Consider the following 12,487-nt stretch of genomic DNA (forward strand, 5'->3'; position numbering starts at 1 on the left):
TACTCAGGCTCCGCCCCACGCGCAGCCCCTGGCAAGGTCACTCGATGAACAACAACAATCGCCACCCCGCCGACGGTAAACAGCCGATCACCATCTTCGGCCCTGACTTCCCATTCGCCTTCGACGACTGGCTGGAGCACCCCGCTGGCCTGGGCAGCATCCCGGCCGAGCGCCATGGTGAAGAAGTCGCGATCGTCGGCGCCGGGATCGCCGGCCTGGTAGCGGCCTACGAGCTGATGAAGCTGGGCCTCAAGCCGGTGGTTTACGAGGCGTCGAAAATGGGCGGCCGGCTGCGCTCGCAAGCGTTCAACGGTAGCGACGGGATCGTCGCCGAACTGGGCGGCATGCGCTTCCCCGTGTCGTCCACGGCGTTCTATCACTACGTCGACAAGCTGGGCCTGGAGACCAAGCCCTTCCCCAACCCGCTGACGCCGGCCTCGCCCAGCACGGTGATCGACCTCGAAGGCCAGACCTATTACGCCGAGAAGGCTTCAGACCTGCCAGCACTGTTTCAGGAAGTGGCCGACGCCTGGGCCGACGCGCTCGAAAGCGGAGCGCGCTTCGCCGATATCCAGCAGGCCATTCGCGACCGCGATGTGCCGCGCCTCAAGGCGCTGTGGAACACCCTGGTGCCGCTGTGGGACGACCGCACCTTCTACGACTTTGTCGCTACCTCGAAAGCCTTCGCCAAGCTGAGCTTTCAGCACCGCGAGGTGTTTGGCCAAGTGGGCTTTGGCACCGGCGGCTGGGATTCGGACTTCCCCAACTCGATGCTGGAAATCTTCCGCGTGGTGATGACCAACTGCGATGACCACCAGCACCTGATCGTCGGCGGCGTCGAGCAAGTACCGCAGGGCATCTGGCGGCATGTGCCGGAGCGCTGCGCACACTGGCCGGCCGGTACCAGCCTGAGCAGCCTGCACGGCGGCGCGCCACAAGCCGGGGTCAAGCGTATCGCCCGGGCCAGCGATGGCCGCCTGGCAGTCACCGACAACTGGGGTAACTGCCGGCACTACGCAGCCGTGCTGACCACCTGCCAGAGCTGGCTGCTGACCACCCAGATCGACTGCGAAGAATCGCTGTTCTCACAAAAGATGTGGATGGCCCTGGACCGCACGCGCTACATGCAGTCGTCGAAGACCTTCGTCATGGTCGACCGGCCGTTCTGGAAGGACAAGGACCCGCAGACCGGTCGCGACCTGATGAGCATGACCCTGACCGACCGCCTCACCCGCGGCACCTACCTGTTCGACAACGGTGATCACAAACCGGGGGTGATCTGCCTGTCCTACGCCTGGATGAGCGATGCGTTGAAGATGCTCCCGCACCCGGTGGAGAAGCGCGTACAGCTGGCGCTCGACGCGCTGAAGAAGATCTACCCGAAAACCGACATCGCCGGGCATATCATCGGTGACCCGATCACCATTTCCTGGGAGGCCGATCCGTACTTCCTCGGTGCTTTCAAGGGTGCCCTGCCGGGCCACTACCGCTACAACCAGCGCATGTACGCGCACTTCATGCAGGACGACCTGCCGAGTGAACAGCGCGGCATATTCATCGCCGGTGACGATGTGTCATGGACCCCAGCCTGGGTGGAGGGCGCGGTGCAGACGTCGTTGAATGCCGTGTGGGGTATCATCAATCACTTTGGTGGCAAGAGCCACTCGGACAACCCCGGCCCAGGCGACGTGTTCCATGAAATCGGGCCGATCGCCCTGGCCGACTGAAACAAGGAGGCGCCATGCGCATCGCTCTGTTCCAAGGCGCGCCCAGACCACTGGACGTGCCTGGCAACCTCGAACGCCTGCAGCATCAGGCGCAGTTGGCAGCGGCGCGCGGTGCGCAGTTGCTGGTGTGCCCCGAGATGTACCTGAGCGGCTATAACATCGGCAGCGCCCAGGTCGAGCGCCTGGCGGAAGCGGAAGATGGGCCGTCGGCGATGGCGGTGGTGGAGATCGCCCAGGCGCATCGTATCGCCATTGTTTATGGCTACCCCGAGCGCGGCGAAGACGGCGCGCTGTACAACAGTGTGCAGTTGATCGACGCGCATGGCCGCAGCCTGTGCAACTATCGCAAGACCCACCTGTTCGGTGAGCTCGACCGGGCCATGTTCAGTGCTGGCGCCGATCACTTTCCGGTGGTCGATCTCGACGGCTGGAAGGTCGGCCTGCTGATCTGCTACGACATCGAGTTTCCGGAGAACGCCCGCCGCCTGGCACTGGCCGGCGCCGAGCTGATCGTGGTGCCGACCGCCAACATGACGCCGTATGATTTCGTCTGCCAGGTCACTGTGCGTTCGCGTGCGCAGGAGAACCAGTGCTACCTGGTCTACGCCAATTACTGTGGGGCGGAGGGTGAAATCGAGTATTGCGGGCAGAGCAGTATCATTGCCCCTGATGGCAGCCTGCTGGCGATGGCAGGGCGGGATGAATGCCAGTTGTCGGCCGACATTGAGCGCGAGCGGGTGATTCAGGGGCGCGAGGCGTTTCCTTACCTGAGCGATCTGCGCCGGGAGTTGCATCAGCTTCGCCAAGGCTGAAATCGTTGCTGGCCTCTTCGCCGGCCCAGCCCGCGCCTACAGGACCTGCGCAACTTCGTAGGAGCGGGCTTGCCCCGCGAAGAGGCCGGATCAGCCACCGCCACATCCACGCATATGCGCTAGCATGATGCTTCGCCACACCGGAGCCCCCATGCCAGACGCCATCCGCCACCTGACCCTCGCCAATGGCCTGCAGCTCACCCTGCGCCACGCCCCTCGCCTGAAACGCGCGGCAGCGGCCCTGCGGGTGCACGCCGGCAGCCACGACGCACCCGCCAGATGGCCTGGCCTGGCGCATTTTCTTGAACACCTGTTCTTTCTCGGCACCGAGCGCTTTGCGCTGGCCGACGGCCTCATGCGTTACGTTCAGGGTGTGGCCGGTCAGGTCAATGCCAGCACCCGCGAGCGCACCACCGACTTTTTCTTCGAGGTGCCACCTGCAGCGCTGGCCGGCGGCCTCGAGCGCCTGTGCCAGATGCTTGCCGAGCCCGACCTGGGTATCGAACGCCAGCGCCGCGAGCGCGAGGTGATCCACGCCGAGTTCATCGCCTGGTCACGCAACCCAGAAGCGCAAACGCAATTCGCCCTGCTCCAGGCCGTGTCAGCGCAGCACCCGTTAAGCGCTTTTCATGCCGGCAACCGGCATACCCTCGCCGTGCACAGCGCCGCGTTCCAGCAGGCACTCGCGGCCTTTCACCAGACCTTCTACCAGGGCGGGCAGATGCACCTGAGCCTGTGCGGCCCACAGCCACTGGACGCGCTGGAAACCATCGCCTGCCAGTTCGGCAAACTGATCGCCAGCGGCGCGCCGGCCGCTCAGGCATCACCCCCGGCCTTGCTGGAAGGACCGTTGATCCAACCTGCCAGTGACAATGGACACCTGCAACTGCTGTTTGCCCACGAGCACCTTCCCAAGGGCACAGATCAGGCGATAGAGCTGCTGCTTGCCTATCTGGGCGACAGCCGACCGGGAAGCTGGTTGGCGGCGCTGCGCCAACGGGGCTGGCTGCAGGACTACAAGGCACAGGCCCTGCACGAATTTGCCGGCCAACTGCTTTGGCACCTGCGCCTGCAACTGCGCGAAGGGGCGTGCAAGCGCGAAGTTCGCGAGTTGCTCGACAGCTGGTTGAGCTTCATCCGCCAGGCCGACGCTCATGCCCTGAACGAGCAGTTTGGCCAGTTGCAACGCAGCCGTGAGCAAGCCGCGAGCGCGCTGGAGCTGGCCAGGCAAGACAGCACCGGACGCGCTTTCGGGCCACTCGACCAGCAGGGCTTGAGCGCCTTCCAAGCGCTGCTCGACAGCCTGCCGCCTGGTACTCCCGGCCAATGGCAGTTGCCGCCCGCCGATCCGCTGCTGCAGAGCGACTTGCCTGGCGCAACCGCAGCGTTGCCGACTGGCCTTGCGGTCACTGACTGCTTGCCGAGTTCACGCCAGTTCGCGGTGGTCTATCTGCGCTGGTCCATCGCCAGCCCTCAGCGAGCGCGCCTGCACGGCGTTCTCACACACGCATTGCGGCCCTTGGCCGAGCGCGCTGAGCGGGCCTCGGTCGAGCTTGATTTCAGCGCCAGTGGCGACCACTGGCAGTTGCGTTGTGCAGGCCTGCCCGCAGCCGTGATTCGCACTCTGGACGAGGCGCTGCAGCGACTGCGCACGCCGGAAGGCGACAGCTGGGCTGCGCCTGCACCGAATGCGCCACCGCTGATACCGATCAGGGCGTTGCTCAAGCAACTTCCAGAGGCTCTCACCGGTTCGCAACCCCAGTCATTGGCCTCAACCTCACGTGGGCTAGATCAGACGGTGCTTGATCAGGTCTGGCAAAACGCCGACTGGCAAGGCTTGGCTGTCGGCTTCGACAGTCATCAACAGGCAGCCTTGGGGGCTGTGCTGGGCGCGCAATCGTGGGGCCGCTGTGCGGCCCAATCGCGACGCAAGGCCGCTCCTACAGAGTCTGGGCATGGCCGGCGCTGGGTGCATGCCGATACTGCGGGCAGCGAGCATGCACTGCTATTTTTCTGTCCGTTGCCGGCGGCGCAGCAAGGCGCTGGGCGGCTGCTTGCGCAGTTGCTGCAGGGGCCGGTGTACCAACGTCTACGTGTCGAATTGCAATTAGGCTACGCCGTGTTCAGCGCCTTTCGTCAGATCGACGGGGTCGGCGGCCTGCTGTTTGGCGTGCAATCCCCGCACGCCACTCCGGCGCAAATCCTCGAGCACCTGCTCAACCTGCTCAAGGCGGGCATTACCCTCGACCTCCCTGCTCGCCAGGCCCTGGCTAGTACGTTCACGGAGAGCGCCATGCCCAATGCCGAGGTCGCCCATTGGGCATGGCAGACATATCTGGCTACAGAGGCAATCGATCTGGACGGCGTGCGCGGGTCTATTCTCAAGACCGGGCAAACGCAGCTTGATGCCCTGCTCCTCGATCTGCTCAACGCGAGAAATGGCTGGCTGTGTCTGGCCACCAGCGCAGCGCCAAGCCAGCAGTGGCGCTGATTGTTACCTGATCCGTAAGGGCGCTTTTCGCAGAATTAACCTTTCGGTACAAAAATTTCTTGTAAGATAACGCTATCCCAGCCAATGGAACCTCCTCGTCGAGGCGGTACCCAATAAGTAGCTGACAACCCCCAAGACCTATCCCGAAGGAGTCATCTCATGTGGACCAAACCTGCTTACACTGATCTGCGTATCGGCTTCGAAGTGACCATGTACTTCGCCAACCGCTAAGCATTGCTTGCGGTTCGACGCCTCGGTCCGCCGGGGCGTCGTTGTTTTCGGATAGCGCTTTTTGCTAGGTTTTTGCATAGAGAATAGCCATGTACATCCAGATTCTCGGTTCTGCCGCCGGTGGCGGGTTCCCCCAATGGAACTGCAACTGCGTCAACTGCAAGGGTTTTCGTGACGGTTCGTTGCGTGCCACGGCGCGCACCCAGTCATCGATCGCCCTCTCCGACGACGGCGAGCACTGGATCCTGTGCAACGCCTCGCCGGATATCCGCGCCCAGCTGCAAGCCTTTGCGCCAATGCAGCCAGCCCGCGCCCTGCGCGACACGGGCATCAACGCGATTGTCCTGCTCGACAGCCAGATCGACCACACCACCGGCCTGCTCAGCCTGCGCGAAGGCTGCCCGCACCAGGTCTGGTGCACCGACATGGTCCATCAGGACCTGACCACGGGCTTCCCGCTGTTCAACATGCTCAGCCACTGGAACGGCGGCCTGCAGTGGAACCGCATCGAGCTTGAGGGCAGCTTCGTCATCGACGCCTGCCCCAACCTCAGGTTTACCCCGTTCCCCCTGCGCAGCGCTGCACCACCCTACTCGCCGCACCGTTTCGACCCGCACCCAGGCGACAACCTCGGCCTGCTGGTCGAAGACCTGCGCACCGGCGGCAAGCTGTTCTACGCCCCAGGCCTTGGCCAGGTCGACGCCAAGTTGCTGGAGATGATGCACGGCGCCGACTGCCTGCTGGTCGACGGCACGCTGTGGGAGGATGATGAAATGCAACGGCGCGGCGTCGGCACCCGTACCGGGCGCGAGATGGGTCACCTGGCGCAGAACGGCCCCGGCGGTATGCTGGAAGTGCTGGATGGCTTTGCCCGCCAGCGCAAGGTGCTTATCCACATCAACAACACCAACCCGATTCTCGATGAAGACTCGCCCGAGCGCGCCGAAGTCCTGCGCCGGGGCGTCGAAGTTGCCTTCGACGGCATGAGCATCGAGTTGTAGGAGGCCCTGATGAGCGACGCAACGCCGATGTCCCCTGCCGAGTTCGAGCAGGCCCTGCGCGCCAAGGGCGCCTATTACCATATTCATCACCCGTATCATGTGGCCATGTATGACGGCCGTGCTACCCGTGAACAGATCCAGGGCTGGGTGGCCAACCGCTTCTATTACCAGGTCAATATCCCGCTGAAGGATGCCGCGATCCTGGCCAACTGCCCCGACCGTGAAGTACGTCGCGAGTGGATCCAGCGCCTGCTCGACCACGACGGCGCGCCCGGCGAAGACGGCGGCATCGAGGCCTGGCTGCGGCTCGGCCAGGCCGTCGGCCTCGACCCGGAGCAGTTGCGCTCGCAGGAGCTGGTGCTGCCCGGCGTGCGCTTCGCGGTCGACGCCTACGTCAACTTCGCCCGCCGCGCCAACTGGCAGGAAGCCGCCAGCAGCTCGCTGACCGAGCTGTTCGCCCCGCAGATCCACCAGTCGCGCCTGGACAGCTGGCCGCAGCACTACCCGTGGATCGACCCGGCCGGCTATGAGTACTTCCGCACCCGCCTCGGCCAGGCCCGGCGCGATGTCGAACACGGCTTGGCGATCACCCTGCAGCACTACACCACCCGCGAAGGCCAGGAGCGCATGCTGGAGATCCTTCAGTTCAAGCTGGATATCCTCTGGAGCATGCTCGACGCCATGAGCATGGCCTACGAACTGGACCGCCCACCCTATCACTCCGTCACCCGCGAGCGGGTCTGGCACAAGGGGATCACCCTATGAGTTTCGACCGCCAACTGACCCCCAACTGGCGCCCCGGCTATCGTTATCAGTACGAGCCGGCGCAAAAAGGCCATGTCCTGCTGTACCCCGAGGGCATGATCAAGCTCAACGAGAGCGCCGCGCTGATCGGTGGCCTGATCGATGGCCAGCGCTCGGTTGCAGCGATCATCGCCGAGCTCTCGCAGCAATTCCCCGATGTGCCCGAAGTCGCTGACGACATCGAGCAGTTCATGGAGGTGGCCCGTGCCGAACACTGGATCGTCCTCGCCTGAGGTGCCAGCCACACCGCCAGTCGGCCTGCCGCTGTGGCTGCTGGCCGAGCTGACCTACCGCTGCCCACTGCAGTGCCCTTACTGCTCCAACCCATTGGACTTCGCTGCCCAGGGCCAGGAGCTGAGCACTGAACAGTGGTTCCGTGTGATGGCCGAAGCGCGCGAAATGGGCGCGGCACAACTGGGTTTCTCCGGGGGTGAACCGCTGGTACGCCAGGACCTTGCCGAACTGATCGGCGAGGCCCGTCGCCTTGGCTACTACACCAACCTGATTACCTCTGGCATCGGCCTCACCGAACAGCGCATCGCCGAATTCAAGACGGCCGGCCTGGACCACATCCAGATCAGCTTCCAGGCCAGTGACGAGCAGGTCAACAACCTGCTCGCCGGCTCGAAGAAGGCCTTCGCGCAAAAGCTCGAGATGGCCCGTGCGGTCAAGGCCCACGGCTACCCGATGGTGCTCAACTTCGTCACCCACCGGCACAATATCGACAAGATCGACCGCATCATCGAGCTGTGCATCGCGCTGGAGGCCGATTTCGTCGAGCTTGCCACCTGCCAGTTCTACGGCTGGGCCCACCTCAATCGGCTCGGCCTGCTGCCGACCCAGGCGCAGCTGGAGCGCGCCGAACGCATCACCAATGAGTACCGTGAGCGGCTCAAGGCGGCCGGCAGCCCCTGCAAACTGATCTTTGTCACCCCCGACTACTACGAAGAGCGCCCCAAGGGCTGCATGAACGGTTGGGGCAGCGTGTTTCTCACGGTGACTCCCGACGGCACCGCCCTGCCCTGCCACGGCGCACGCCAATTGCCGGTGCAGTTCCCCAATGTGCGCGAGCACGACCTCAAGCACATCTGGTACGACTCGTTTGGCTTCAACCGCTTCCGTGGCTATGACTGGATGCCCGAGCCCTGTCGCTCGTGCGACGAGAAGGAAAAGGACTTCGGCGGCTGCCGCTGCCAGGCCTTCATGCTCACCGGCAACGCCAGCAACGCCGACCCGGTGTGTGCCAAGTCACCGCATCACGACATCATTCTCAAGGCGCGCGAAGAAGCCGAGCACGCCCACCTGGCCATTGAAGAGCTGACATTCCGCAATGAGCGAAACTCCCGTGTCATCGTCCGCGGCTGACTTCAGCGCCGCCCAGGCCGTCGCCGCCGGTACTGATTTTGCCGAACTCAAGGTCGGCGCCAGTGGCGTGTTCTGGAACGAATTCCGCCCTGCCGACGGTGCTTGCCGTATCTGGCAATGGCGCGATGAACAGGCCCATTGCCTGACCCCGGATGGCTTCAGCGTGCGCAGCCGGGTCTACGAATATGGCGGCGGCAGCTTCTGCCTCGGTGGCGATGGGCTGGTATTCGTCAACGAGGCGGATCAGCAGGTCTACACCCAGGCGCTGGATGGTTCGCCGCCACGCCCACTGACCCACGCTGACGATTGCCGGTATGGCGATGTGCTGTGGCGCGACGGCCAGGTCCTGGCGGTCGAGGAGCAGCATGGCCAATCGGTCAGTCATCGCCTGGTCAGCCTTGGCGGCCAAGGGCGCCAGGTACTGGCAGAAGGTGCCGATTTCTACGCGGCGCCCACCCTCAGTGCCGATGGCACGCGCCTGGCGTGGATCGAGTGGGACCGCCCGGAACAGCCCTGGACCCGCACCCGGCTGATGGCTCGCGAACGTGATGAGCACGGCGACTGGAACGCAGCGCGGTGTCTGGCAGGGGACGGCTCACAGCAGTTGTCGCTGCAACAACCACGCTTCGATGAGCAAGCCCGGTTGTATTGCCTGTCTGACCAAAATGGCTTCTGGCAACCCTGGGGCGAGATCGACGGTCAATGGCAGGCGCTGCCCGCCACCCCAGCCGATCACGCCGCCGCGCCTTGGCAACTGGGCGCCAGCAGCTGGATCGCGCTTGGTCCGCGGCGCTACCTGGCGAGCTGGTTTGAAGAAGGCTTCGGCCTGCTTGGCCTGCGCAATGAGGATCAGTTGCAGCAGTACGCTAGCGAGTACACGCGTTTTCGCAGCCTGGCGCTGGATGATCGCCACCTCTATGCAATAGCCGCCTCACCTGTCAGCCCACCCGCCGTGATCGCCATCGATCGGGTCAGCCAGCAGATAGCGTTACTGGCAGGTGGCGGCGCGCCTCTGCCAGCAGAACGTGTCAGCCGCCCGCAGCCGATCCGCTACCCCAGCGGCGATGCCCACGCGCACGGTTTCTTCTATCCGGCCATGAACAGCGCAGGCCCTTCGCCGCTGGTGCTGTTCATCCATGGTGGGCCGACCTCGGCCTGCTACCCGGTGCTTGATGCACGCATCCAGTACTGGACCCAACGCGGCTTTGCCGTGGCCGACCTGAATTACCGCGGCAGCACCGGTTATGGACGCGATTACCGCCAGGCGCTGCACCTGCGTTGGGGTGAAACCGACGTCGAAGACGCCTGTGCCGCGGTAGCGCACCTCGCCGGGCTTGGGCTGATCGATCCGGGCAAAGCGTTTATCCGGGGCGGTAGTGCTGGTGGCTATACCACACTGTGCGCGCTGGCCTTCCATGATGTATTCCGCGCAGGCGCCAGTCTGTACGGGGTCAGCGATCCACTGGCGTTGACCCGCAGCACGCACAAGTTCGAAGGGGATTATCTCGACTGGCTGATCGGCGACCCCGAGCGGGATACCGAGCGCTACCGGCAGCGCACGCCGTTGCTGCATGCCGAGCAGATCAAGGTGCCGGTGATTTTCTTCCAAGGGGAGCTGGATGCGGTGGTGGTGCCGGAGCAGACACGCGAGATGCTCGCGGCGTTGCAAGCCAATGGGATCGAGGCTGCAGGGCATTTCTATGCGGGTGAACGGCATGGGTTCCGCAAGGCTGAGAACCTGGCGCATGCGCTTGAGGAAGAGTGGAAGTTTTACTGCCGGGTGTTGGACCGATAGATCATGGGGCTGCTGCCACAGGTTCAAAGCCGGACCGGTCGGAAAGGGCCGCACAGCGGCCCCAACGGTCTCAACGCTTGGCGATGATATACACCGCATGCACGATGCCCGGAATGTACCCAAGCAGCGTCAGCAGAATATTCAGCCAGAACGCACCGGCAAACCCAACCTGCAGGAACACACCCAGCGGCGGCAGAAGAATCGCGATAATGATGCGAATAATGTCCATGCATGTCTCTCCGTCAAAGGGTTTAAACAGAGACTAGTCGCGCACGCCAGAGGTTCAACAGCTAGGCGCAAGGCCCCCCAAAAAGGGTTTTTGCGGATTGCCTAGGACGGTGGGGCTTGCAGGTTGGGGGCTTATCCGTTTGATGGGGTGCCGCTACCGATTCCTTCTGCCCTTACGGCCAACTCTTTCAAGGTCTTCTGAAATTGTGCCTGACTTGGGTACGCTGGGTCTGCTGCGCAGCCCTTTCGCGACACAAGGCCGCTCCCACAAGGGCGAACCGCGCCGCTTTTGAGGCATGCGCTATACCTGTGGGAGCGGCCTTGTGTCGCGAAAGGGCTGCGCAGCAGACCCGGCTTACTCAAGCCAGACTAAATCTCAAAGACCTTGAGAGGCCTGGTCGTAGGGAGGCAAGGGGCCAGAAGCGCCAGCAGATTAAATGGATAAGCCCACAATTTCTAAGCGACCCAAGCGAACAAATCATCCCCCAACAATGCGTGAAGACATAAAAAAACGCCCCGGGCCAAATGAAGCAGGCCAAGGGCGATGCGCAGACACGCGAGACGGTTCGTTTCAATTCTTCAGGCTGGCACCTCGCGGCGTTCCTTCAACTGGGCATGCAAACGGGCAAACGCGCGCGACAGGCGCAACAGCATCTCGTCAATGTTGCCCTTGCTCACCGTCAGCGCAGGTGAAAACCGCACCACGTCAGCCTGCGGCGCATTGAGCAGCAAGCCTTCGTCCAGAGCGGCCATCACCAGCTCCTGGGCCAGCTCGTGCTGCAACTGCAGCGCCCACAACAGCCCCTGCCCCCGCACCTCACCCTGGCCGTAGCGCCCGGCCAAGCGACTCAAGCCATCGCGCAAATGGCGGCCACTGTCCTGCACCTGCGCAAAGAACCCCGGCTCAAGCACAGTCTCCAGCACCGCCAGGCCAGCCGCGCTCATCAGCGCATTACCGTGGTGGCTGCCTTCCAGCTCGCCAGGGCCGGCGCAGCACGCAGTACCCCGCGCCAGCAGCGCTGCCAGTGGCACACCACCGCCCAAGCCTTTGCCCAAGGTGATGATGTCTGCACGCACGTCGTACGTCTGTTCGGCGAGCAGCGCGCCACAGCGACCGATACCGGTCTGTACTTCATCGAGGATCAGCAGAATGCCCAGCTCGCGGCACAACTGCTCGACACCCTTCAGATAGGCACGCGTCGCCGGAATAACCCCAGCCTCGCCCTGGATCGGTTCGAGCATGATCGCCACCGTGCGCGAATCGACCGCCGCATGCAGGGCCTCGAGGTCGTTGAACGGGACCTTGCTGAACCCCGGCAAGCCCGGCTCGCAGCGGTTGCACGGCAACGGGTCGGAGGCCGACAACGCCCCCAGGCTGCGGCCATGACAGCCCTGGCTGGCGGTGATGATGTGATAAGCGCCGTTGCGGTGCAGCTGGCCCCACTTGCGCGCCAGCTTGATCGCCCCCTCGCAGGCTTCGGCGCCGCTGTTGAGCAGGTAGGCCTGGTCACTGCCAGTGCTCTGGCACAAACGCTCGACCAAGGTCAGCAAGCCGCGGCTATGAAAGCCTGCTCCCGGGTTGATCAACGCCTGGGCCTGGTTGCCCAGCGCCTTCACTAGCACGCTCGGGCTATGCCCGAGGCTGTTCACCGCGCAGCCCTGGGTGAAGTCCAGATACGCCTGGCCTTCGCTGTCCCACAGCCACGAGCCCTGACCACGGACGAACACCTGCGGTGCCCGCTCGGCACTGGGCATCAGCCGTTTACGCGACAACGGCGCAGCGTCCGGCTCAGCCAGCGGGGCACGCGGGGGCTCGGCAACCACAGTAGCCGAACGGCGCAAGTTGAACAGGTTCATCAGGGCTCCAGGCAATCACGGTAACTGGCGGTCAAGGTCCGGTCATGCGCCGGAAAAACAGGTGATCAGCTGCAAAACCGATCTTTTAGCCTTGCCTATCAAACGTCTTTCTCATCAGCGCTGACAATCGACCAAAGCATCGCTGTGTAACGCTTGAACACGGCGATAGACTAGGC

The 12,487-nt window shown here is 63.8% G+C and carries 11 protein-coding genes; 9 read left to right on the forward strand and 2 right to left on the reverse strand.

Features of this window, described 5'->3' with window-relative positions:
* The first annotated feature begins 44 nt into the window (after positions 1-44).
* The 9 genes from J3B00_RS00295 (at position 45) to J3B00_RS00335 (ending at position 10,226) form a co-directional block, all read left to right on the forward strand.
* Positions 45-1,727 (forward strand): NAD(P)/FAD-dependent oxidoreductase, encoded by a 1,683-nt coding sequence (locus J3B00_RS00295; RefSeq protein WP_209861838.1) that lies wholly within the window; start codon positions 45-47, stop codon positions 1,725-1,727.
* 14 nt (positions 1,728-1,741) lie between these two features.
* Positions 1,742-2,539 (forward strand): carbon-nitrogen hydrolase family protein, encoded by a 798-nt coding sequence (locus J3B00_RS00300; RefSeq protein ID WP_209861841.1) that lies wholly within the window; start codon positions 1,742-1,744, stop codon positions 2,537-2,539.
* A gap of 151 nt (positions 2,540-2,690) precedes the next feature.
* Complete coding sequence (gene pqqF, locus J3B00_RS00305) at positions 2,691-5,030, forward strand: pyrroloquinoline quinone biosynthesis protein PqqF (RefSeq protein ID WP_209861845.1); 2,340 nt, start codon at positions 2,691-2,693, stop codon at positions 5,028-5,030.
* A gap of 159 nt (positions 5,031-5,189) precedes the next feature.
* Entirely contained in the window at positions 5,190-5,261 is a 72-nt protein-coding gene (gene pqqA / locus J3B00_RS00310; protein WP_003243383.1) for a pyrroloquinoline quinone precursor peptide PqqA, read from the forward strand.
* Positions 5,262-5,350: 89 nt separating this feature from the next.
* Positions 5,351-6,262 carry a pyrroloquinoline quinone biosynthesis protein PqqB gene (gene pqqB / locus J3B00_RS00315; protein ID WP_209861848.1) on the forward strand — a complete coding sequence of 304 codons (912 nt, stop codon included), beginning with the start codon at positions 5,351-5,353 and terminating at the stop codon, positions 6,260-6,262.
* 9 nt (positions 6,263-6,271) lie between these two features.
* Positions 6,272-7,027 (forward strand): pyrroloquinoline-quinone synthase PqqC, encoded by a 756-nt coding sequence (pqqC, locus tag J3B00_RS00320; RefSeq protein ID WP_209861851.1) that lies wholly within the window; start codon positions 6,272-6,274, stop codon positions 7,025-7,027.
* Positions 7,024-7,299, forward strand: a complete 276-nt coding sequence (gene pqqD, locus J3B00_RS00325) for a pyrroloquinoline quinone biosynthesis peptide chaperone PqqD (protein ID WP_209861853.1) — start codon at positions 7,024-7,026, stop codon at positions 7,297-7,299. The genes pqqC and pqqD overlap by 4 nt, the downstream gene beginning before the upstream one ends.
* Positions 7,271-8,431: a pyrroloquinoline quinone biosynthesis protein PqqE gene (gene pqqE, locus J3B00_RS00330; protein WP_209861856.1), complete on the forward strand. Its 1,161-nt coding sequence runs from the start codon at positions 7,271-7,273 to the stop codon at positions 8,429-8,431. Before pqqD ends, pqqE begins: the two co-directional genes overlap by 29 nt.
* Positions 8,397-10,226, forward strand: coding sequence for a S9 family peptidase (locus J3B00_RS00335; RefSeq protein ID WP_209861859.1), 1,830 nt, complete (start codon positions 8,397-8,399; stop codon positions 10,224-10,226). The genes pqqE and J3B00_RS00335 overlap by 35 nt, the downstream gene beginning before the upstream one ends.
* Positions 10,227-10,296: 70 nt before the next feature.
* Here J3B00_RS00335 and J3B00_RS00340 read toward each other — a convergent pair whose 3' ends face one another.
* Both J3B00_RS00340 and J3B00_RS00345 read right to left on the reverse strand, forming a co-directional pair.
* Positions 10,297-10,455: a YqaE/Pmp3 family membrane protein gene (locus tag J3B00_RS00340; protein ID WP_092400858.1), complete on the reverse strand. Its 159-nt coding sequence runs from the start codon at positions 10,453-10,455 to the stop codon at positions 10,297-10,299.
* A 578-nt stretch (positions 10,456-11,033) separates the two neighbouring features.
* Positions 11,034-12,311 (reverse strand): aminotransferase class III-fold pyridoxal phosphate-dependent enzyme, encoded by a 1,278-nt coding sequence (locus tag J3B00_RS00345; RefSeq protein WP_209861862.1) that lies wholly within the window; start codon positions 12,309-12,311, stop codon positions 11,034-11,036.
* Between the last annotated feature and the right edge of the window lie 176 nt (positions 12,312-12,487).

The sequence above is a fragment of the Pseudomonas sp. BP8 genome, from assembly GCF_017875955.1.
In the GTDB taxonomy this organism is placed as follows: Bacteria; Pseudomonadota; Gammaproteobacteria; order Pseudomonadales; family Pseudomonadaceae; genus Aquipseudomonas.